Origin of the sequence: Legionella sainthelensi, assembly GCF_900637685.1 — a bacterium.
GTDB classification, from domain to species: domain Bacteria; phylum Pseudomonadota; class Gammaproteobacteria; order Legionellales; family Legionellaceae; genus Legionella; species Legionella sainthelensi.
Genome location: NZ_LR134388.1, coordinates 450,352 through 474,095, shown reverse-complemented (window position 1 = coordinate 474,095; position 23,744 = coordinate 450,352). Strand labels below are relative to the sequence as shown.

Here is a 23,744-nt window from a genome sequence, read left to right as displayed (position 1 = left end):
TCGCTCTCCGCGGTATTCGTGGTAAGCAAAAAGCTCAGGATGGGTGTGAAATGCGCAATTTGCTATTCATAGGATTGATTACTTTATTTTTAATTTCCTGCACTAAAAAAGAGAATAAATCGTTTAGTGGTTACATTGATGCAAATCTTGTTTATTTATCTGCCGATTTTGGCGGGCGTTTGACTCATTTGCCTGTATCAAAAGGGCAAATGGTTGAAAAAAATCAATTTCTATTCAAGCTTGAACAAACCAATGAACTTTATAATGTTAAAACAAGCCAATTAGGCACTAAAGAACTTCTTGCTCAACGACAACAAATTCTAACTCAACTCAATTATAATGAAATTAACTATCGCCGCATTGTAGACATGCGTCAACAAAATGCTGCAAGTCAAAATGATCTTGATGCAGCACAAAGAGATTTAAATATCTCCAAACAACAACTTGATGACATTAACACTAAAATCAAAAGTAATCAGGTAGATGTTGCAGATAAAAAATGGCTAGTGAGCCGTAAAGAAAACTTTGCACCAGAATATGGAATTATATTTGATACCTATTATACTCAAGGCGAATTTGTTCAAGCAGGTATCCCTGTTCTTTCATTAATCACCAAACAGAATATTAAAGCTATTTTTTTTGCTCCTGAGGAAAAGTTAAGTCAATTACGACTTAATGAACACATTCAAATTAAAACAGAGCAAGATCCTCATTTTGCTACAGGACATATTTCCTATATTTCTAATATTGCTGAATATACTCCCCCCATCATTTATTCCCGCGAAGAGCGTCAACGACTTGTTTTTCGAGTTGAAGTCCAGATTAATTCACCTGATTTAGAAAAAATACATCTAGGCCAGCCTGTAACTTTGGAGCTAGCCTGATGAGTGATCTCGCTATTGATGTTAAAGAGTTAACTAAAAAATTCGATGAAAAAACTGCGGTCGATCATATCTCTCTTCAAGTAGAAAAAGGTTCCATATTCGGTTTTCTTGGCTCTAATGGTAGTGGCAAGACCACAACCATTCGCATGATTTGTGGCCTCTTAACTCCTACAGATGGTGAAGGTTTTTGTCTTGGTTACAATATCCGTACGCAAAGTAACCAGATAAAGCAACATACTGGATACATGCCACAAAAATTCAGTTTTTATATCGGACTAACGGTTTATGAAAATCTTCGCTTTATTGCCGATATTTTCCAAATTAAAAACTCAGCCCAAGAAATAAATGACATGCTCAAAGATCTTGGGCTTGAAAAATACCGCAAAACCCAAGCAGGTCGGTTATCAGGAGGATGGAAACAACGTCTGGCCTTGGCTTGTAGCATACTCCATAGACCAAGACTACTTTTTTTAGATGAACCTACTGCTGGTGTTGATCCTAAAGCTCGCAAAGAATTTTGGGATTATTTGCATCTGCTTACTGCACGAGATGGGACTACAATTTTAGTAACTACCCACTATATGGATGAAGCTGAAAAATGCACCGATCTTGCCTATATCAATTTAGGAAAGCTACTCTATACAGGTACTACAAAAAACTTAATACCCTCATCAAAAGTCAAAACCATTAACTTAGATGCCGCTAGAAATGAGCAAAATTTATTAATTAAAAAAGTAACCCAAGCGTACCCTGAACTACTGGCTTCTATTGTAAATAATGAATTGCGAATTTCATCACGAAATCATCAAGAATTGAATAAGTTAATTCAAGAAAACCAAAATTTATCCTTTAAAGAGGTTACTCCATCTTTTGAGGAAGTTTTTATTGGGTTAATGCAATGAAGAACTATAAAAATCTTGTACAAGGAATATCAATTGCTCGCATCGCAGGCTTAATCCGTAAAGAATTTATTCTCATTACCCGCGATCGCGGTACCATCGCCATGTTGGTTATTCTACCCATTATGCTACTTATTCTCTTTGGTTTTGCTATTGAATTTGATCCCAAACATCTGCCCACTACCATTGTAAGTTATGATAATTCTCCTTTAACCCGCAGTTATGTCAGTGCCCTCGAAGCTTCAGGCTATTTTAAAGTAACTCATGAAGCATCTAGCGAAAATCAAAAAAATCAAGACCTTGCTAATGGAAAAATAAGCTTTGCCTTTACTATTCCACCTAATTTTACCCGCAAATACATACGTGATGAAAATCCTCAGCTATTAGTAGAAATTGATGGCTCTGATCCAGGCAGTAGCGCCAGTGCGCTTGGAAATGCATTGCCGATTTTGAATCAAACTCTAAATAGTTTTAATAAACAAGGTTTAGGTGCTCCAACACCGGGAAATTCGCAACGGAATGTGAATCTTACGATTCATCGACTTTATAATGAATCAAATACAAGCTCTTATAATATTGTTCCCGGTTTAATTGGCGTATTACTGACACTAACCATGGTCATGCTCACCTCAACGGCGATTACTTCAGAAAAAGAATCCGGTACGATGGAGATGCTACTCAGTACGCCATTAAAACCTACTGAGATTATTTTAGGTAAGGTGATTCCTTATATTGTTTTGGGTTATTTACAGCTCACAAGTATTTTAATTTTTGGCAAACTATTAATTAATATCCCTACTGAAGGAAGTTTACTTTTACTTTATGTTGCATCAGCACCATTTATTGTTGCCAATTTAATGGTGGGGATGATTTATTCCACAATCGCACGTACTCCTATGCAAGCAATGCAACTTAGTGTGTTTTATCAACTTCCGTCCATGTTTCTATCGGGTTATATTTTTTCTTTCTATGGCATGCCAGTATGGGCTCAAATGATAGGATATTGCATTCCAATGACTTATTTTATTCGTATTACACGTGGAATTTTACTCAAAGGTAATACTGTTAGCCAAATAATTCCTAATATTTTACCTATTTTATTTATTGCCTTGATCCTGGTGCTTTTGACAGGAAAAATATTTAGAACAAAACTCGATTAAATAAAGTGAAAGAATAATGAAACTAAAAATTATCGTGCTCTATTTCTTCACGACGTTGCTGGGAGCATGCTGCAAAAATTGTATCGCTCCTGAAAAAGTTAATTATCCTAAAAGCACTCGTAGTGGGATAAAGTATGCCAACGACGAAACTATTTTAAGTCAAATTGCATGGTGGAAAAAGTTAAAAGATCCTGAACTCGATCAACTAATACATCAGGCGCTTACTTCTAACTATCAGATTCAAAGTTCTTATGCAACGATTGAGCAAGCACAAGCTCAGCTTAAAGCAGCTCAATATGCATGGATTCCAACTCTTGATGGATCTGCAAGTGGCTTTGCTGGCAGGACGTGGAATTCACATATTACACCTCAAGGAAAATTGGCAAAAACTCCTTTATTTTCAAGCTTATCCAATTTGAGATTTAAAGAATACAATGCTGGTTTTGTACCGGGATATACGGTTAATCTATTGAGCAACATTAATAACATTAAAGCCGCCCAAGCTTCTTTAGACCTCCAAAAAGCTCAAACTCAGGCAACAAAACTAGGGATTATTAGTCAGATGAGTGGTGCTTATTTCATGCTCTTGAGTCAGCGTGAGCAATTAGCGATAGAAAGAGCACTGTGCCATGATTTAAAAAAACTACGCCAACTAGAGCAAGTTCGGTTTCAGAAAGGGGCGAGTAACCTTGAAACATTAACAAACCTTGATCAACAGCTTGCACAAGAAGAAACAAAAATTCCGCAAATCGAAAATGTGGTAGCACAAAGCGAGAACACCATTCATTTCTTATTGAATGGAAATCCTGGACCAGTTAGCACAAGCCGTACTTTGCTTTCGCTTAATTTAGATAACATCATTCCCAAACGCTTGCCCTCATCCGTTTTAAAAAACCGTCCAGACATTATGATTGCCTTAAACAATGTTAAAATCGCCTACTCACAAATTGGCGTGGCTTATTCAGTTTTTTTCCCAACAATTTCATTAACAGGCTTAGTTGGAGGCACTTCTGTTGATTTAACCCATCTTTTAAAATTAAGTACTAATATTTGGATTGCCCAGGCTGCAGCGTCAATGAAAATATTTAATGCCAGCTCCTATCAGAATATCAAATCCGCTAAAGCGAACTTCAAGGCGACTTACTATGATTATCTAGAAACACTACATGCTGCATTTGCTGATGTAGATAATGCGCTAATGACAGAGCAAAAAAGCAGATTATCTTATCTGCAAACACGTAGAGGATACTTAGCTGCCAAAAAAGGATATGCTATTGCATTAGCACAATACAAAGCAGGAGCAAAAGATTACCGCAATGTAGTGAATGCAAAGATAAATTTAGATCGCAGCAAGCTTAATTTAGTACAAGAAAAAGCCCAATTACTCGACGGTATGGTACAAGTTTATAACGCAGTTGCAGGTGGCTATGATGCCACCTAAGTAATTGCAAAGAAACAACAAACCTTAACTGCTAAAACTATTTCCTTAAACATGTTCGTCTAATGCTTTCTCAATAACCTTAATAACTTTTCCTGCATCTGGAGAAGTGGTCGAATAAAAATAATCAATCAGCTTACCCTTCCGGTCGATAAGATATTTATGGAAATTCCACTTTGGTGCGGTACCAAATCCCAACTCCTTTCTTGCCCAAAGATAAAATGGATGTGCATTTTTTCCTGAAACCACTTCCTTGGCCGTCATTGGAAAGCTAACACCATAATTTAATTGGCAAAAGTTAGAAATTTCTTGTTCTGTTCCTGGTTCTTGCCCACCAAAATCATTTGAAGGAACTCCTAGTATAACCAAACCCCGGTCTTTATATTTTTCATAGAGTTCCTCTAGGCGAGCATATTGCGGAGTAAATCCACATTTAGAAGCAGTATTAACTACCATTAAAACTTTTCCTTGAAAAGAGGAAAGAGGTAATGGCTCGTGTCCTCGTAAAGTATGAAATGAATAATCATACGCATTATCATAATGCGGCGTATCAGCTGAAGCGATATGGGTCATCATCCACCATCCTAGTATTATATATGGAAGCACTTTTCAACAAGCCCTACTGTTATTTAAGTCCAGAACTAAATCCGCCCGGAACATGAATTAATAATATACTATTGACCTTGTAAAGCAAGAATGAAAAAATTATCAACAATTTAGGATGGTCAATTTGCATTACCCAAGGAAACAAGAGACACTTTTATGTTATTTTATTCTAAACTGCATCAAGATTTCTTTTCAGCAGCCCCAGACTTTATCTCTATTTATCATTTAATCAATAAAGTTTATCATAAAGAATGCACTCATTTTATTGAATCATTATCCACTTTAGAAAAGTTACTCACCGAAAAGCGTTTACGAAAAGAAGAACCTATCTTACGTTTTTTAGTTGATACACATGGTGTTGCATGGTTTGCTCGAGAAAACCAACCAGGTATTAGTGCCCCTAAACATTTCCAAATGACTGGAGAATCTCAAAATAAGGCCAAATGTCTCACCGCTGGAAATATAAAATTTACCAATTCAAAATGTCGTGTTTTAAAAAGCATTAATCATAGAAGCGGTGATTTTCAACCTTCTTTTTATTCACTGCGTATATTTTTGGCCATACTTGTTTTAAATGAAACAATTTTACCTTTTAAATTACCCAGAGTCATTGTTGTAAAAGAATTAAATACTCAAGGTGAAGTGATATGCAAACACAGATGGCTCGTTGCAAAAATCAAAGAATGGGTAACCACTTTTAATCAAAATAAAGAACTGACTCACAGGCTAAAAAACCAATCCGTAGAAAGAAAAATAGTCCACTATGAGAGTACAAATGATGAATTGTGTTATCCAGTTTAAAGCGAAGGCAACGATACAATTGGGGGGGCTTGCTCTCTTTAAGTCATCTCTATCTGATGTATGATTTTTTGTTGTATTTCAGATGCATGTACTTCGTTCTCGTAATGAGTTCGAGGCCAAAAAAATCCCTTTAATCCATCGTGCTTGTTTCTTGGTACAATATGAATATGAAGATGAGGAACACTTTGGCTAATTGTATTATTTATGGCAATAAAGCTTCCAGCAGCGTCCATGGCATTTTCAACTGCTTTACCGATTTTTTGCGTTAATAAAAAAAGAGACGATACCAAAGATTCAGGTAATTCATAAAGTGTTTTAACATGTACTTTAGGTACTAATAAAGTATGGCCTGGAAATAATGGGCGAGAGTCCAAGAATGCAATAAAACTCTCGTCTTCAAAAACAAAAAACGCTTTTTCTTTTTTCGCAGCAATTAAATCAAAAATACATTCCTTTGCCATCTATATTCCTACTTTTGCGTAATTTAGAGAACACCGAACCATTTTATTTAACACTTCTTTTAACACAGCATTGCTGTTATTAGTTCAGATCCTGAGTTACTTTAATTATCTTTTAATAAATATCCTTATAGTAGTACTCAAGTGAAATCATCCGGGTAGGTGATTTCAATGCTACACTTTATTATCAGCTTTTTTAAAGATAAATTGGAATCAACAAAATGAAAAAATACTCTCTATTTTTATTACTGTATATGATTCAATATAAAAGCTTTGCTAACGGCCTAACTCTTGAAAGTTCAGCATTTCAAATGAACTCAATAATCCCTGTTCAATATACCTGCAAAGGAGCGGACCAATCACCCCCGTTAGCATGGCATAATGTACCTTCAAAAACAAAATCACTTGTATTACTCGTTGATGATCCAGATGCTCCTGGTGGGGTTTGGACCCATTGGATTTTATTTAATATTCCTCCAACGATACACCGATTAGATGCTGGAAGCCCAATTCCTCCTGGTGCTACAACTGCAAAAAACAGTTGGGGCGAATTAGGTTATCGTGGTCCCTGCCCACCTCTTGGGGCCCACACTTATCATTTTAAATTATACGCATTAAACACCGTAATAGACTTAAAGGATGACACAAGCCGAGATGCATTGTTGAATGCAATCACCGGACACGTTATTGCAAGCTCGGACCTGGTAGGAATTTACCAATCTTTTGAGTAAATCAGGGTAAAACAACCAAAGCCAACAACAAAATATAATGATACTGTTCTAGTTTTTAAGTAATTGAAACTCAGTCAATGTGGTATATGTGGATCGTTCGTGGCCTAGTTTACTTTCAATAAAATAAATCGTGTTAACAGTCATCAGCGGGATATGCCCTAATTTAATTTGCGGTAATAATTTCTGTTGCTCATGCTGAAAATTATGCACCCTGGCTAAAGTCATGTGACCACGAAAGGGTCGAGATTCAATGGGATAATTTAAACAGTGAAATGATTGAGTAATAGTACTTACAAATTGAGCTAAAAGATCATGTGGTTCGACAATCAAAGAAAGAACTTTAGGATGTCGTAACGAAGGGAACCATTCAACCGGCCCTAATTTTAATTGGAAGCATGGAATATTTTTTAATGCATTTGATACTTTTTTGCTCACTAAAACCAAATCTTTTAATCGAAATTGGCCTATAAAGTGCAGCGTTATATGCAAGTTATCAATATCAACCCAACGAATATAATCTTCTGGCACTTCTTGCTTTAGAGATTGCAAAATAGTCAGTAAATGCAGGCGCATTTCTTTTGAAGGTACAATTGCGAAAAAGACACGCATCGTATTCACTTTATCCATTAATAAATGTTTTGTCCCGGGTGGAGCTTAATTTATATTATATAATGGGCGTATGGGATAGAAAATAATGTCATTTTTTATATCGAACTAAGTCCCTGAATGCGAAGCATCTTTGCTTTCACTGGAAGAACAGTTTGATATGGAATAACGTTCGTGTCGTGGCGCCAATGCATGGAAATGGCTTGACATTGGACCTACGTTATATAGATAAAGCATAACCAAAATGATAGCATTACCCTTTTTATTCGAGAATGAATGAAATACCGTCCCGATATTGATGGGCTAAGAGCCATTGCTATTATACTGGTCCTAATTTATCACGGCGGCCTCCACTTTTTTCCTTCCGGATTTATAGGTGTTGATGTTTTTTTCGTTATATCTGGTTTTCTTATCACCAGTATTATTCATGAGTCACTCAATAATCATTCTTTTTCCTTTTTAAATTTTTACAATCGCCGGCTATGGCGATTACAACCTGTATTTGTTTGTTTACTCTTTTTGACAATGATATTAACTGCATTATTCTTTTTACCTGATGATTTAATGCAGTACAGCAAAAGCGCGCGTAAAACATCTCTATTTTTATCCAATTTATTTTTTGACAAAACCACTACGGGTTATTTTTCACCAGAGACACACCAGCTTCCGCTATTACACACCTGGTCTCTTTCCATAGAATGGCAATGTTACTTGCTTCTACCTTGCCTTATTTATGGTTTATATCGCTTTATACCTAAAAAATATTTGCCTGTTTCCGTATACACTCTTACTTTAATTGCTTTTCTCTATTCATTACATAATGCTAAATCCTTACCAGCTCATACCTATTATTTATTGCTAAGTAGAATCTATGAATTTTTAATTGGGGCGTGCATTGCGTTGATTCCAGCAATTACTCTTACATTGCATCGATATCTCTTAAATCTCCTTGGCGGTATTGCATTATTCTCGCTATTTTATATCGCAAATCTTAATCCAGTTTTAACCGGATACCCTGACGAACTTGCGCTTGCGGTGTGTCTTGCAACAGGAGTACTTATTGCTTTAGGAAGATTTTTTCCCGAGTGCTTTTTGACCAAATTACTTTCCACTAAACCTATAGTCTTTTTAGGATTATTATCTTACTCTCTATACATTTGGCATTGGGTTATTTTTTCACTCTTGAGATATCAAGGCATTGTAGAGACTCCTTTTATCCAACTTTTTTCCTATATACTTACCTTTGTATTAGCATACGTCTCTTGGAAATATATTGAACAACCTGCAAGACATTTAAGGCATACCCCTTTACCCTATACTTTGGTGTATTTGGTGTTTATTCCAATATTAGTTATTCATCTTGCTTCTTATTTTGTCAACATCAATAAGGGTTTCCCTAATCGCTTTGATGGCGAATTAGCTTCTATTTATCAACAACTCGAACAATACGAAAGTAAACTAAGACCTAAGTGCATCAGTGATAAGCAACAAGAAATCAATTGGCAATGTCTCGTTGGTTCTAAAAAAAGCGACAGTAAAAAAGCCTTAATGATTGGTGATTCCTTTTCCAATCATTATTGGGGATTTATGGATGTGATTGGAAAAAATGCAAACATCACCATATTAATGCAAGGCGTATCATCCTGCGTCACCTTACCAGGAATTTATCTTTATGACTGGTGGCATTTTAGAAATCAAATTTACCAATCCTGTTATGAACTCACACAAAAATATTATCAAATGATTGAAAAAAATCATTATGATTATGTGATTATTGGGCAACTATGGGAAAATTATTTATCTGCAAGTGTCATAAATCATTTAGGAGATAAACGTTCATTAGCATTAGGCCAAAAACGGCTAGAAACCGCATTAGATAATGCAATTGCAACAATTTTAAGATCCGGGGCAAAACCCGTATTAATTAAAGCGACAGCGCAGATGCAAAAGAACTTCCATGACTGTTTCTTTAAACATATAAAACTAAGAAAGCCTTATAATCCTGCTGAATGTAATTTTAATTTACTTACAACGGATCAAAGACTGAGCCAATTGTTTCAGAAAATGAAAAGTAAATACCCTCAACTAATCATTTTGGATCCTAAAAAAGTACAATGCATACAAGAAAAATGTAAAGCAGACATCAACGGGATCCCTGTTTATCGTGACGTAGGACATATAACTGATTATGCTTCATATCAGCTTGGCACCCTTTATTTGCAAAAATTTTCTAATCCATTGGGATAATGGATTATTATTTTATTTGGCCGCAATCCATTTCCACATGAGCTTCTTTTTAATGAATTCCACTAAAAATAAATAAGTTACTGTGGCCGTGATAAGAAATAGAAAATACGTGGGCGGTAAAGGAACAAATCCCAAAAATTTCGCAATTGGAGTAAAAGGTAACATCGCTGCAAAAAAAACAATAAATAATACCATGATGATTAAGGGAGTGCTTGGTTTACTTTTCCAAGGACTTTTCGCAGTACGAATTACAAACACAACCAACGTTTGAGTCGCTAATGACTCAACAAACCAACCGGTTTGAAAGAGAGGCTCTGTTGCAGCAAAAATCTTCAGCATGACAAAAAAAGTTATAAAATCAAAAATAGAGCTTATAGGGCCTATGTAAAACATAAACTTGCGGATAATTGTTATATCCCAATGTTTCGGTTTACGTGCAAAGCTAAGATCTACATTATCCGTTGGAATCACTATTTGAGAAATATCATAAAGAAGATTATTTAAAAGAATTTGCGTGGGTAACATCGGTAAAAATGGCAAAAGAAGAATTGCCCCTGCCATACTTAACATGTTACCAAAATTTGAGCTGGTTCCCATCATAAGATATTTCATCACGTTCCCAAATGATTTTCTCCCCTCAAGAATTCCACTTAGCAATACGCTTAAATGACGTTTCAATAAAATAATATCAGCCGCCTCACGTGCTACATCTACAGCACCGGCAACTGAAATTCCTACATCTGCGCTATGCAATGAAGGAACATCATTAATTCCATCTCCAATATAACCCACTACATGCCCACGTCCACGAAGGACACTAATAATTCGTTGTTTTTGCATCGGAGAAATGCGTGCAAATACATTTACTTTTTCTGCAATTTCGCCCAATGCCATATCACTAATATGCTCTAATTGATCTCCGGTCAAAATTTGACTGGAATCGATTCCTACTTGTTGACACACATGCTGTGTCACTAAGTCATTATCTCCCGTTAAAATTTTTATCGTGACACCTTCTCTAAATAATTTTCTGATCACTTCAGGAGTATCTTTAAGCGCTGGATCAAAAAAAGCAAGAAATCCAGCTAACACCATCCCCTTTTCATCGCTCGCAGCATAGGAAGACTTGGGCTCTATTTCACGATAAGCAACAGCCAAAGTTCGATACCCCTGCTTACTTAAAGATAAAAATGTAGTCTCAATTTTTTGACACCATAGTTCATCCAGTAGATGAATTTCATTCTCTATATGATAATGAGTACAATCTCGTATTACGTATTCTGGCGCACCTTTAATAATTAGAATATGAGTTCCTCCTTTATCCACTACAACGCTTGAGCGACGACGTTCAAAATCAAAAGGAATTTCATCGATTTTATGGTAAGGCTGCAGATCAGGATGATCGTGTTTTAAGATTGCAGCATCTAAAGGGTTAAGATTGATATTTTTTAATACAGCAAGATTAAATGGATTGGGGATTTCCGTGCCAAAAAGACTGTTTAAATAAGCCAATAACATTACATTTTCTGATTTATTACCAAAGGGATCTAAATGTTGTTCTAAAATCATTTCGCCACGAGTCAAAGTTCCTGTTTTATCGCTACACAGAATATCAATACTCCCAAAGTTCTGTATTGCAGACAAATTTTTGACGATTACTTTTTTTCTAGCCATATGCACAGCCCCCGCCGCAAGAGTCACGGTAGTAATCATCGGCAATAACTCGGGTGTAAGTCCAACTGCTAAAGCGACAGCAAATAAGAGTGATTCAAGTAAAGAGCGTTTCAGATAAATATTAACGGCAAATACAAAGATCACAAGAAAGAACACTACTTTCATGATGAACAAACCAAAGCGTGTAATGCCTTTTTCAAACTCAGTATGAGGCGCAACTTTAGCAAATACTTTTATGATATTGCCAAATTGTGTGTCTTGTCCGGTTGCTACTACAATCGCTGTTGCTGTGCCGCTAACTACCGACGAGCCTGAAAAAACAGCATTTGGAGCATCTTCTATATTTTGAGAAGTGTTATTTTCATAAATCGCCTCTTTTTCTACAGGCAAAGATTCGCCAGTAAGAGCGGCTTGTTGAACATGTAAATCTTTAGCTTTTAATAGTAAAGCATCCGCGGGTATCAAATCACCAGCGATAAGACGGATAATATCTCCTGGAACTAATTCACGACAGGGTATTTCGTTCCATTGTTGATCTCGTAATACATTTGCAGTCGAAGCAATATGTCGCTGTAGCTTTTTGATGGCAACAAGTGAACGATGGCTTTGGAAATAATCGAGGCCAATACTCATTATAACCATAATAATGATAATCATTGAACTAACAACATTTCCAGTAAAGGCCGACACCACGGCTGCAATCAACAAAATAGCAACAAGCGGATTAGTTGAATGTGAAATTGCTTCTAAAATAAGGAGACGATAAGGACGTTGAGCAATTTCATTAAATCCAGATAACGCTTGCCTTTTTTGTACCTCTAAATGAGTTAAACCATCCAATGAACTATTTAATTGAGTGAGTACCGCTTGCTTATCCAACGTAATTAACGACTGCAAATCCATATTATCATCCTATATTGTGCTGACTTGCATCAATTTGTATCGTTCATTTTATCATTTGAATACAATTTACAATTTGTTGAGCCAAGCATAGATTTTTGCGCTAAATAATCGCGGGGCGAGTGGTTCACAATGACCTCCTGTCCCTTCTTTAGCATCAAAAAGAATATATTCTTTTTTACACTGTAGCTGATCATAGAGTTTTTTTGCCTGTCCTAAGGTGATGTATTCTAAAGTATTATCACAAACCAGCATGGGACATTGAATCTTTTCAACTAAGCCCTTTAATGTGTAGGCACGTGTTTTATGGAGCATTTCCTCAATAGTTTTAGCACCAAACCGCCACTTCCTACTTTCTAACATGAATCGTAAATTGTCATCAGATTTCATAAGATGAATTAAAGCGTGCTCTAAAGAAGCATTTTTTAAATCTGGAAATTGTGTCCTAAACGAATTAAATTTTGTTTCTAGATTAGCACTCGCATCAAATATACCTGGATCCACAATACAAGCGGCAATTCGTGTTTCTTGGGTTACTGCACGCGCAGCGAGATAGCCACCAAAGCTCCGACCTATTAGGAAAATTTTACTGGGATCGATTTCAGGGCGGCTGATAATAAAATCAACAACGGCAGCAATCACTTGCTCCCAATTGGGAATAAAAGGTATTTTATTGAAACGCAATATACTGCCTTGACCAGGGCCTTCAAAAGTTAAGCAATGAAATCCTCGTTTTAATGCTTCAGTAGCAGTGCCATAGCATTCTTCTTTAGTACCATCCCCACCTCCAGTATCAATTAGAATGGGCCTGGGATGATTCGAAGAAGATTCATGCAGATAAAGATAACCAGGCAACTTAGCATTTGCAAAGGGAATTTCTACTACTTCTACAGGGGTTTCAAAAAACTCAAGCGCCTGATGGAATGATTGAATGCTGTATTGTAATGCGTGTTCAATCCGGGGATCCGTAGGCTCATCTTCTAGGAAAAAAAATGCGGTTCGGTAATAAGTACAAGCGCGTAAAAAAGCCAATTTCGCGTCAAAACAAAGTCCTTGGTTACGATACCTTTCAGCCAGATTATAATTCTTGTCAGCAAATGCAATCCAATGTGAATACCAGCTTTCTTTATTACCAGGTTCTATTTGACTTGCTATGGCAAGACACTCTCCTATTTCCGCTCCTTGGTAGGTAGTAGCTCCTAAGCTTCTGATTAACTGAGCATTAAATAGAGCCGGTTTCATGATATCATGCATGATAAAGTTTCCTTGTTCTTTTTAAAAATCAAACTTGCATTTAGATCAAATAATAGAACCGCTGAATTTTTATAGTAGTGATTAAAGCTAAAAAAGGGAAGTAGGTTTTAAGTCCATTGGATGAGAAATCTCCTTAGGCTTTTCAAGAAGTTGTTTTTTGTTTCCCTGCGCTAATAAGCCATGTTCTGCAATAATAGCATGGATCGGAATAGCGTTTTGGCGCCATTGGCCTACCTTTAAAGGTACGGCAGAAGACTTAGCGTCAAAAGAAGGTACCGCACTCATATTGGATTGCTTTCTTAGGAGCAGTTGACAGCGTATTTTATCGGTACAAAGCTGTTCATCCTCTTGAATTTCATGGCCTCTTTTTTGCGTCAGAAGCTCCACTTCAGATCTATAGAAAGGGGCAAGCATTCTAAGCTTAAGCACCAAGAGAAATGCTTTCCAAGGAGTTAATTTTTCATAACCATGATGGCTCGGATCTTGGGTTGTTTTTTCATATTCGCTGGGAGATAACATCTTAATGTGTCGTAAATTGGAGCGAAAATAAATGTGCCGATCGGGACCTAAAATAAATAAAGGCTGCGTTTGACGTTTACTGTAATCAATGGCGGGCAAAAAAGTTATTCCACCATATTCCAATGATCGTCGTCTTTCACCAGTTATCAGCAAACGTGCAATATCCCCTAAAGAGTTATCCATGCCATTAATTAGCAAGTTTCTATTTTCATCATTTCCATGATTAAAGTAAGTTCCATCGCCATAAGCTTTGCAATCTTCCCTAAGCATCTGGAAGTGGCCTTCTTCCGGATGAGGGGGCTGGAAGGAATTAGTAACCATCACCCCTTTTTCATTGTCTTCATTATGCATGTTATTGACAAGAATACTCCCCCATACCCCAAATTGCTGAGGCAATTGCTCTCTCATCTTCCCCAAACGGCTCAGATGACCACCCGCAAAATGATCGGAATAAAAATGCATGGCAAATAAATCACGAGCAACCGCCAAAGCATGGTAACGATGTCCTAATTCAGAAAGTATTTCCTTCTCATTTTTTTCTGGAAGCGCATATTTATTTGGATCTTTTTCAATCTTTTTCAATACATGAGTCAATGTACTACGAACATTTTTAGGGATTTGTTCATTCTCCTTGCCAATTTCACCTTGAGCAATTTTATGGCAGTAAAAAGCTATTTCAGCCATACGCAAAGCAGAATAATGTCCAACAATGTATCCACGAAGTGACCATGGTGAAAAATGATCTTCATTGCTCGATAACTTGGTACCATAATCTTTTACACTAATCGTATAAAGCAATTGTTTTAATAGACCAGGGATAAATCGTGATTCATCGATTGCGAAAATACGATGAATAGTCTGTTGGGTTACCGAAGGTGAGGCCAGATTATCATAGGCCTGTCTAAAAGCATGCGTTTCAATAGAAGTAACAGGCGCATTAAGTAATTGATCATTTTCTTCGAGGTTATCTCCACCTTTGTTCGGGATTCTCAATTCCGACCACCATCCTGGTTTAGTATAATAATCACCTGCCAAAGCAATCACGTCACCCGCACTTAATTCTAAGTCAAGAGGAACCGGAACATCATCAATTTTTTGCATGATTCTAAGCCGCAAATTATTGCTGCTACCGGTTGCTAAACTTTTACTGCCTTGCAAATAAGGATTTTTTAAAGTTTCGATGCGTATTTTATCACCCGCATCTTTATGCTCATTGGTTTCCATATAAAAACCGGATGGAGATAAAATTAAAGAGAGTATAACTGATAAAAATTAAGTGAATCTTATGCAAGTTTAAACACTTTTGAGAAACCTCTGTACTGGACAAAAAATTAAGGAATAAAGGGGAATACAGAAGGAAGGCAAGGTAACTCGCTGATATCAAACTAAATAAGTATACTTCGATTCGCGAAAAAGGAGTTATACATGAATGAAATCAGCGAGTTGAAGTTGATATTAAAGCAGCAATTAAATTGGCACAAGTCACGAATTGATTTTTTTGCTCAAGCATTAGTTGGCTTATTTATCTGTCGGACGATAAATTTCAGAGAAATTGCGGTAAGCATGCCATCTGAAACGGAGATTGATTCGCGCTATAAACGAATTTATCGTTTTTTTTCTGGTTATACATTTGATTTTACATCAATAGCGCGGTGGTTATTCTATTTGTTTTTTACAAATAACGAGAAACTGTATATTAGCATTGACCGAACGAATTGGTTTTTTGGTAAAGCGAAAATAAACATATTTATGCTTTCTGTCTGCTATGAAGGGATTGCTATCCCACTATTTTGGACTCTATTAAACAAAGCAGGCAACACGACAGCAAAGGAACAAATTGCTCTTATCTCGCGATTTATCAATCTCTTCGGCAAAGAACGTATACAAGGTGTTCTGGCTGATAGAGAATTTACTAATAAGACGCTCATTGGATGGCTGATTGAAGAGAATATTCCCTTTTATTTACGCATCAAAGGGAATATGGATATCTGTATTAGACGTAAAAAATTTAAAACCTCCGCCCAGCTATTTTCACATCTTCAGCCTTTTCAACAGCAGGTTTTTGGCATGAGAGTACATTTATTCGGACAACCGCTTTACTTGGCCGGGAGTAAAAATTCTCGGGAAGAGCTCTTGATTGTTGTAACAAACCAACATCCCAAAAATGCAATTGCATGTTATTTGCGCCGCTGGGAAATTGAATCTTTGTTTCAATCTTTAAAAGGACGTGGGTTTCGATTTGAGGAAACGCATGTGACTCAAATAATACGTATTGAAAAAATCATTGCCTTTCTTGCCATCGCCTTTGCATGGGCCCACAAAGTAGGTGAATGGCGAGCTATTAGAAAAGCCATTCCCATTAAAAAATCCGAAAGCAAAAACGGCCTCAGTATAGTTTCTTTCGATATGGATTGGATCTTATTAGAGATTTAATAACCAGACCAAACTACAAAAATAATAAAATCAAAGAGTTTAGACATATTATTAATCAATTAATTCCTGATCCAGCTTGGAGAACCACTCCATAGGGTTTTTTGTCCAGTACAGAGTTGAGAAACATCCATTTTGTCTTTGGATTCATCAACTCTTGTATCATTTCTCAATATTGGCTCTAAATAGCCACGGGTGATTCTGACATCACATAGACAATCCAAGGTTCGCTCGTTCCAATTTTATTGTAAAAATTTTGCGCGGTATTATTGCTAATCTGAGTTAGCCAATAAATCTTACTCCATTTTTGAAACTTGCTCATTTGCTTTAATTCATCCATAAGCATTTTTGCCACACCTTTGTTCCTATGAGCGGGGTTAACGTATAAATCATGTACATAACATTCTGGAGCGATACTCCAGGTACTTAAATGGAGTATTAATGTCAGAAATCCTACAGGAACATCTTGGGCGTCGCAGCAAACAATACACCTCATATGTCCATCATTTGAGAGCAGCTTACCCAAGGTATTATCCGTTACAGCAGGAAGCAAAAACACATGATAAAATTCTAAATATTCTTGCCACAGTCGTAACCAACTCCTTTTATCATTAGATTGTAATCCTCTAACCGTATATTGATTCATGAAACCTTCCTCTTACTGAAGCAAAAATATTCTATGAGCTCTTACCAATAAATGGAGCAAATAAGAAGCAACTCATTGCCAGGGTTTTTCACTTGATGTTTTTTAAACGCCGCAAAGTAAAAAATATCATGTGCACTAATGTAATGGCACGATCCCTCATAATTTAAAATGCCACACCCTTGTAAAACGATCCAAATTTCATTTTCTTGATGCGAATCCAATGGCGTTTCACACTGACTTAAGACCTCAAAATAAGTAGTATGAAAAGGAGCTGGCACACGAGATAAGGTGAAATTAATAGGATGCACATTGACACCAGGAGCTATGTTTTTGGAATTTGAAAAAAACATCGCCAGATCGCCTTTGCTTTTTTTTAAATCAAGCCATTGAGACATATTTTTGCTCCTCATGGTTATGAGATAATTTTCGCCCCCAATCTAATACAGTACTTTCGTTTTCTAGATCATAAATGGGTAATTGGGCAATGCTATTAATAATTTTTGCGCTTCTCCATGCCATAACACTTAAATTTGGTTCAGCAATTCCATGAGACTGAGCGGCAGAATTTTGGACATAAATGCGATTTTGTCTAGGGCCATCCCAGAGAATAGAAAAATCCTGATTGACACAAAACCTTCCATTCTCTAAGGGTATCTTGTCAGCAAGGGCAGAAAGATAAGAAGGAAAACTCCATTGATAACCCGTACAGAGAATCACAATGTCTGCGGGAATATATTTTCTTTCCATGGTAGATAGATCACGCAACAACAGCTGATGCCCATCAGCTTCCCTATTCATATGGATTAATTCATGTCGAGGCCAAAAATTAAAAAATCGCCCCTTATTTTCCAAAAACTCTAAACTATACAGTTTTTGATAAATCGCTTTTAATAAATGAAAAGAAATACCATCACTAGCAAGTAGTTGTTCCTGTAATAAAACGGTTTTTTCCTTCTTAGGTAGATGAAAAAAATACTCCATATAATTTGGTGTAAAAAACTCATTTACAAATGAGGATGTGTCCATGGGTAACAATTGACTTCGCCTTGAAATCCAATTCAATTCCAATGGCAGCTGATTTTCTTGAGACAAAATATGATGGACTATTTCAGCACCACTTTGTCCACCTCCAACAATAGCGACCCTTTTACCCTGCCAATGCATCGGTTTTAATAAAAAATCTTTATTATGCACTACAGTTTTATCCATATAATTCTTTACGCAAGTAGGGATTTTTGCCTGTAACCCATTACCCAATAAAAGATGCTTGCCTCGGATCGTTCTTCGGTTCGTACTCATCACGAAATGCGATTGATTAAAACTAATATCTTCAACCTGTTCTTTAAAAAATAAGTTAGGTAACGAATTACTTACCCAATTTAAATAGTGGCTAAACTCTGTTCTTAATATATTTTTAAATTGGGCATTAATAAAACGATACAATCTTTTATGCTTGGCTAAATAAGCAATAAACGAATACGGGTTAGTAGGATCAACCAGAGTAACGAGATCATTTAAATAACTGACTTGGATTTCTGCATGAGAAAAAAGCATTCCTGGATGCCAGACAAACTCTTCATTCTCATCAAAAAAAATACTGGAAATCGCTTCCGTTGTGGACAGTAACGCGGCAACACTTAAGTTAAATGGACCAATGCCCACGCCAAGTAAATCGGAAATTTTATTATGATGCGTTTGGTTCATAATTGGCTTCCTCCTTGAATATTCGAAACTCTTGATGAATGTGCTGGATTCTCAGTTTAAATTTTTGTAAAGAACGAGTTGGGGGAACAAAAAAATCATTCATCACCGGTAAATCCTCATATCCTAAACCACCCCAAAGTGTTTGTCCTAACTCGGGCATGTATGGATAGATAAATACAGTCAATCCTTTTAACCACCAAAAGTAATTACCTGATTTCTGATTCAATCCTTTACCTAATAAGAGCCAATCATCAATAGAATGAACTGCCATATGGGGTAAAAAGCAATTCGGTTGTAATGAATTTGCTTGAATCGCGAATAACTCATAAAGTTGTGTTTTTAAATATTCATCACAAAAGTAGGATTTCACATCAGCTAAGTGCTCTATTCCCTGAATGATGAATGTTTCAATCCAATCACTGGTTTTATTGTAATAAGAAACAAAATCATTGATCACAAAATTACCTGTTTGATGACGAACATCTAAAGAGGAAAGATAAAGTCGAATTATATCGCTAGAGAGTTTTTTTCTATGGATTGCATCCTCAACACCTATCATATGTTGCCGACTTGTTGAAAATTTGCTGCCTTCAAGATAGTAAAAATAATTAACAAGGTAATAATCAAAAGACTTATATTGCGGGCATCCGTGACTAATTCCCAATACACTACTTAAAAATGGCAAAGCATTATCAATACCAAAACTACAAATAGTAACTACATCTGCATCATGTGCAAATGCATTTTTATTGATGCCCATTAACTTCCCGGAAAGTTCTCCAAACATTAAAAAATAAGCAAATATAAAACCATAACTAAATAATGTCCTATCATGATTCGTATGAGTAGGATCAGATAATCCCCAATCGCAATGAGTTGTTAGACGAAACAAATTATTTTGTTGCATTCTATAGTTTTCGAACATCATTTCTATATATTCATTTATTCCTTTGGACCGCAAATCCACTTGATGAGGAAGGTGTAAAAAAATATTTTCTACCGCTTTTTGTGGGGTATTATTTTCTTGGATTATTTCTTCCGGACGAAAATGTGCGCCGCAATTTTCACAAAAATAACTTGTGGTGCTGTTAAAACAAACAGGACAGTTTCCATGCAACCAATAGCCTGTCAAATAACGTTTGTTCTCTTCATTCCAAGGGATATTTTCCTTTAATACGGATGTTGACTTATTATTTAAAAGTTGTTGAAAAATCTTCTCATGCCACTCTTGATAAGAAAAACTCCACTGTACTGCCAGAGGATTAATGAATTGGTCTACTTCGATATTCATTAACTTTAGATCTTCTGCGATTAATGGATGATAGTAGTTTCCTATTTCTTCTGGGCTTTTATTCTCTTCTTCAGCTTTCCCGGCTGCATAAGATTCATAGCTATCAGTACCAGAAATTATCCAGGCACAATGTCCACGAGTACGTAGGTATCGAGCAAGAATGTCAACACTTAGAAAAGGGCCCCCAATATGTCCTAAATGTAAGCGCCCATTCGGTGTAGGCACCGATGGAATAAGTAGATAATTTTTCTTATTTTCGCTCATTGATTTGCTCCGTAATTTTTATCCTTAAACGATCTGCCATAAGCTCAAGCGAGTTTTGCCAGCCAATTTGGGAAAGCGCAATGACTTGTTCCTTATTTCTCGCTAAAACAGCAGCCACGAGGTCCTCATTTTCTTGTTTAAATTCTGCCAGTACTTTTTTATTATTGTGGTGAAATCCCATACATAAAAAACGATAACGAGCAGAATGGTCATAAAGCATGTCTTGAATTTTAAGTAACCAAGGAGACTGGCAGGCTTTGATCAAAGTAAAAGTAAATTCTTTTTGAAACTCATTCCATTCTATTGGATCCAATGGATTTACTGCCTGAGAATCAAGATATTTGGCATAGCGATGCCAACAAGAAATCACTTCAGCTTCCCAGAATGCATCGCCATGCACCATTGACAATTCTAAGGCCCGAGCTTCAAGCTCCATTCTCAAAGCATAGAGATCATATAATTCTTCTAGAGACAGCAGAGGAACAGAAAAACCGCATAACTCTTCTAGATTAACGAACCCATTCGCAACTAATCGAGATAATGCCTCTCTTAACGGACTGTATCCCACATTATATCTTGTTTTTAACTGCTCCATTTGCAGCTTTTGACCTGGACTATAATAACCACTCACAAGATCTTGACGAAGTTTTTCTAAAACGATGCTTGCTTTTGATTGTTTTTCACGAATACGTATCATTTTTATTATGCTTCATTTAAAAACTGAGCATAGTATTAATTATTTTCGAAAATTTGTAAATATTCGAAAATTAAACCTATTAAAGAGAGACCGCATCAAGCAGCCAAGAGAATAAGAACAGATAGTGCAAAATAAAATCGGCACGTCGCGCATAAAGCGCGACACTTAGAGAGCCAGGGATTTTACAGTCAATAGAATTTCATAACCGTTTTAAAGAGTTTTATGCGCCTGTATCTTTTCAGGAGTCACATTTTCTGTAGCTGGCTTAATTTCTTTTGATTTAAAAAGAGAATATTGGGCATGTAGTGATAAATTTCTTTCTTGAATATGATTCAACTTCTTAACGCTCATGCGTTGCTTATCCATAATGAGTTCATCATTACCAGCTTGAGCTACATGAAACTGAATTTTGTGTGTGTTTTTTTGTACTAATTGTTGCTTTAAACGAGAGACTTCCTCTACTAGTGTCTGCACTTGCGATTGGGCGGTTTTATTAATACGGTGCAATTCAATCTTTTCTTCAATTCCTTGAATTACATTTTGCAATTTTTCTGTCTCTCGATCCACAACACTCGATTTACATAATTGATCCATTTTTTCCTTGTCTAATCCTTTCCAACGACGAATCAGGTTTTCAATTCCAGGACGCTCAACAAACCAATAAATACTAAATGCAGCTAAACCGACAACAACACCCACAGCAATAATTGGCCAAGCTGTAGCTGCTACTACCGGTAAAAATGCCCCGGCGATGGTCAAAGCAACAGCTTGGCCTGCAAAAAAACCACCACTAAAAAAAATAATTCCTGCAAGCCCTGCAGTTATCATTTTTCCGGCCTTTAGATAAGGATTTTCTAATGCTAACTTCAGTTGGGAGCGTGCTTCATTTAAGTCTTCATGTCTTTTTAATAACATTTTTGCAATCGCAAGGTCTTGTTCAAGTTCTTGCCATGTTTTAGAAGCCGATTTTGAAAGGCGCGCACGAATTAATTTTATTTGTTTAAATTCATCCAGCAAAACATCAAGCAACTTTGGCGCATCAGAAGATTTGACGCCCAAATTTTTAGAAATTTCAACTAAATCAAAACTGTAAAATACAATTACGGAGAGTATTGAAAATAACGTCCCTGCTACAAAAAAAACGAGAGTAGGGACAAAGGAAAACATCCCCATAATCGCGGTAACACCATCAAAACCTTCACAACCAAAATAAATGGTTCCCGCAAGAGCTAATAACCCTAATTTTGCTTTTGAAAGGGTGCTATTTTTTTTAGGCTTTTCTTTTTTCGTTAAAGAATTATTTAAGGATTCCTTTAGGTCTTTTAACAAGGATGTCTGTAACGATGCAATTAAAAAAAATACCTCATCACTCCCAGTGACCGAGTGCGATTGTTCAAGCCATTTCAATAAAGAAGCTCTATCAATTGCCGTTTTTTGTTTAAATATTTGAGTAAAATTTTTGTCGATCTGACTCAACTTGAAAATCAATTCTTGGCTTGTTGTACTTAACGAAATAGTCATCAACTCACCCCCTCAAGATTATTTACTCTGTCAAAGTTAAATTGACATGATACTGAGAAATTATTAACCAAATATTAAGTAATAGCCCCCTTAGAAAAACTAAGGTTGATTTAATTGAAAAAATACTGGGTTTATGCCCAAATACAATGTCAGTTTAAGCTATAATTTGGATGACTCATCAACGACTTGGATTTATACCAGCCAGCCTCTGGATATCAACAGAGATCCGGATTGATGTTGCTACAGAATATGTTCAAGACAGCTATTATATGCAGAGGTTAAGACTATTTTTCGGAGACTTTCAATGATCATTTTATATTCTTATCCGGAGCTTTTTGGTGTTCCTGACAATAATCCTTTCGGTCTAAAAGTCGATACTTTTCTTAGATTAACTAAAATAGATTATCAGCACGAGCACATCATTAATACCCAAAATGCACCAAGAAAACAATTACCATACATCGAAGATAATGGAACAATTATTGCTGACAGTAACGTTATTCTTAATTATCTTTCCCAAAAATACATTAGCTTAGATAAAAATTTAACTGAAAAACAAAGGAACACTCATTTTTTAATCACTAGAATGTTAGATAATCATTTGTATTGGGTTATGTCTTATTCTCGCTGGCAAGATGAACAATTTTGGCCTTTATTCAAAACGGCATTTTTAACTCAATTACCTGAATTATCAGAATCAACACTTGAAACAGTAAGGAAATACAATATTGAAAAATACTATTATCAGGGTATAGGGAGATATTCCAAAGAAGAAATATACCACTCTGGAATTGATGATTTACAATCAATTGATTTTCTTTTACAAAATAATCTGTATCTATTTGGAGACAAAATTCACTCTGTGGATGCTTGTTGTTATGCTTTTTTAGCCAATATTTTATATTTTAAAATTGAAACACCATTGAAGAATTTTATCCTACAAACACCACTGAAGGATTATATTGAGCGGATAAGAAACTTACTCGGTTATTAGCGCAGCACAATAGGCATCAG

21 protein-coding genes are annotated in these 23,744 nt (G+C 36.1%); 9 read left to right on the top strand and 12 right to left on the bottom strand.

Annotation, left to right across the window (positions count from 1 at the left end; translation table 11 throughout):
* The first annotated feature begins 50 nt into the window (after positions 1-50).
* From EL220_RS02020 to EL220_RS02005, 4 genes are read left to right on the top strand one after another with little or no spacing between them, the layout of a single operon-like run.
* Positions 51-884: an HlyD family secretion protein gene (locus EL220_RS02020; RefSeq protein ID WP_027272680.1), complete on the top strand. Its 834-nt coding sequence runs from the start codon at positions 51-53 to the stop codon at positions 882-884.
* Entirely contained in the window at positions 884-1,786 is a 903-nt protein-coding gene (locus EL220_RS02015; RefSeq protein WP_027272681.1) for an ABC transporter ATP-binding protein, read from the top strand. Before EL220_RS02020 ends, EL220_RS02015 begins: the two co-directional genes overlap by 1 nt.
* Entirely contained in the window at positions 1,783-2,943 is a 1,161-nt protein-coding gene (locus EL220_RS02010) for an ABC transporter permease (RefSeq protein ID WP_027272682.1), read from the top strand. The genes EL220_RS02015 and EL220_RS02010 overlap by 4 nt, the downstream gene beginning before the upstream one ends.
* A gap of 16 nt (positions 2,944-2,959) precedes the next feature.
* A complete protein-coding gene (locus tag EL220_RS02005) occupies positions 2,960-4,384 on the top strand; it encodes a TolC family protein (protein ID WP_187326709.1) in 1,425 nt (474 codons plus the stop codon).
* Positions 4,385-4,429: 45 nt separating this feature from the next.
* On the opposite strand, the gene EL220_RS02000 is transcribed toward EL220_RS02005, so the two are convergent.
* Entirely contained in the window at positions 4,430-4,957 is a 528-nt protein-coding gene (locus EL220_RS02000; protein ID WP_027272684.1) for a glutathione peroxidase, read from the bottom strand.
* 186 nt (positions 4,958-5,143) lie between these two features.
* On the opposite strand from EL220_RS02000, the gene EL220_RS01995 reads away from it, so the two are divergent.
* Positions 5,144-5,788, top strand: coding sequence for a hypothetical protein (locus EL220_RS01995; protein ID WP_027272685.1), 645 nt, complete (start codon positions 5,144-5,146; stop codon positions 5,786-5,788).
* Between the two features lie 38 nt (positions 5,789-5,826).
* Here EL220_RS01995 and EL220_RS01990 read toward each other — a convergent pair whose 3' ends face one another.
* Positions 5,827-6,249, bottom strand: a complete 423-nt coding sequence (locus EL220_RS01990) for an HIT family protein (RefSeq protein WP_027272686.1) — start codon at positions 6,247-6,249, stop codon at positions 5,827-5,829.
* 218 nt (positions 6,250-6,467) lie between these two features.
* Here EL220_RS01990 and EL220_RS01985 point away from each other — a divergent pair, with 218 nt between their 5' ends.
* A complete protein-coding gene (locus EL220_RS01985) occupies positions 6,468-6,977 on the top strand; it encodes a YbhB/YbcL family Raf kinase inhibitor-like protein (protein WP_027272687.1) in 510 nt (169 codons plus the stop codon).
* A gap of 48 nt (positions 6,978-7,025) precedes the next feature.
* Here EL220_RS01985 and thpR read toward each other — a convergent pair whose 3' ends face one another.
* On the bottom strand, positions 7,026-7,604 hold the full coding sequence (gene thpR / locus EL220_RS01980) for an RNA 2',3'-cyclic phosphodiesterase (RefSeq protein WP_232002579.1): 579 nt from the start codon (positions 7,602-7,604) through the stop codon (positions 7,026-7,028).
* A gap of 255 nt (positions 7,605-7,859) precedes the next feature.
* Between thpR and EL220_RS01975 the strand changes: the two genes are divergently transcribed.
* The gene (locus EL220_RS01975) at positions 7,860-9,830 is read left to right on the top strand and encodes an acyltransferase family protein (RefSeq protein ID WP_027272689.1); all 1,971 of its coding nucleotides are present in this window, start codon (positions 7,860-7,862) and stop codon (positions 9,828-9,830) included.
* A 12-nt stretch (positions 9,831-9,842) separates the two neighbouring features.
* On the opposite strand, the gene mgtA is transcribed toward EL220_RS01975, so the two are convergent.
* The 3 genes from mgtA to EL220_RS01960 form a co-directional block, all read right to left on the bottom strand.
* Positions 9,843-12,407, bottom strand: coding sequence for a magnesium-translocating P-type ATPase (gene mgtA, locus EL220_RS01970; RefSeq protein WP_027272690.1), 2,565 nt, complete (start codon positions 12,405-12,407; stop codon positions 9,843-9,845).
* Positions 12,408-12,473: 66 nt separating this feature from the next.
* Positions 12,474-13,658 (bottom strand): alpha/beta hydrolase family protein, encoded by a 1,185-nt coding sequence (locus EL220_RS01965; protein WP_027272691.1) that lies wholly within the window; start codon positions 13,656-13,658, stop codon positions 12,474-12,476.
* 87 nt (positions 13,659-13,745) lie between these two features.
* Positions 13,746-15,401: a hypothetical protein gene (locus EL220_RS01960; protein ID WP_027272692.1), complete on the bottom strand. Its 1,656-nt coding sequence runs from the start codon at positions 15,399-15,401 to the stop codon at positions 13,746-13,748.
* 201 nt (positions 15,402-15,602) lie between these two features.
* On the opposite strand from EL220_RS01960, the gene EL220_RS01955 reads away from it, so the two are divergent.
* Positions 15,603-16,610 carry an IS4 family transposase gene (locus tag EL220_RS01955; protein WP_128130809.1) on the top strand — a complete coding sequence of 336 codons (1,008 nt, stop codon included), beginning with the start codon at positions 15,603-15,605 and terminating at the stop codon, positions 16,608-16,610.
* Between the two features lie 178 nt (positions 16,611-16,788).
* Here EL220_RS01955 and EL220_RS01950 read toward each other — a convergent pair whose 3' ends face one another.
* From EL220_RS01950 to EL220_RS01925, 6 genes are all read right to left on the bottom strand, one after another.
* Positions 16,789-17,253 (bottom strand): GNAT family N-acetyltransferase, encoded by a 465-nt coding sequence (locus EL220_RS01950; protein ID WP_027270965.1) that lies wholly within the window; start codon positions 17,251-17,253, stop codon positions 16,789-16,791.
* 41 nt (positions 17,254-17,294) lie between these two features.
* Positions 17,295-17,648, bottom strand: a complete 354-nt coding sequence (locus EL220_RS01945; protein ID WP_232002578.1) for a cupin domain-containing protein — start codon at positions 17,646-17,648, stop codon at positions 17,295-17,297.
* The gene (locus EL220_RS01940) at positions 17,632-18,957 is read right to left on the bottom strand and encodes a lysine N(6)-hydroxylase/L-ornithine N(5)-oxygenase family protein (RefSeq protein WP_027270964.1); all 1,326 of its coding nucleotides are present in this window, start codon (positions 18,955-18,957) and stop codon (positions 17,632-17,634) included. The genes EL220_RS01945 and EL220_RS01940 overlap by 17 nt, the downstream gene beginning before the upstream one ends.
* Positions 18,938-20,512 carry a methionine--tRNA ligase gene (locus EL220_RS01935; protein ID WP_027270963.1) on the bottom strand — a complete coding sequence of 525 codons (1,575 nt, stop codon included), beginning with the start codon at positions 20,510-20,512 and terminating at the stop codon, positions 18,938-18,940. The genes EL220_RS01940 and EL220_RS01935 overlap by 20 nt, the downstream gene beginning before the upstream one ends.
* Positions 20,499-21,209 (bottom strand): GntR family transcriptional regulator, encoded by a 711-nt coding sequence (locus tag EL220_RS01930; protein WP_232002577.1) that lies wholly within the window; start codon positions 21,207-21,209, stop codon positions 20,499-20,501. Before EL220_RS01930 ends, EL220_RS01935 begins: the two co-directional genes overlap by 14 nt.
* 210 nt (positions 21,210-21,419) lie before the next feature.
* Positions 21,420-22,730, bottom strand: coding sequence for a hypothetical protein (locus EL220_RS01925; protein WP_027270962.1), 1,311 nt, complete (start codon positions 22,728-22,730; stop codon positions 21,420-21,422).
* A gap of 304 nt (positions 22,731-23,034) precedes the next feature.
* Here EL220_RS01925 and EL220_RS01920 point away from each other — a divergent pair, with 304 nt between their 5' ends.
* Positions 23,035-23,724, top strand: a complete 690-nt coding sequence (locus EL220_RS01920; protein WP_027270961.1) for a glutathione S-transferase family protein — start codon at positions 23,035-23,037, stop codon at positions 23,722-23,724.
* Positions 23,725-23,744 lie beyond the last annotated feature (20 nt).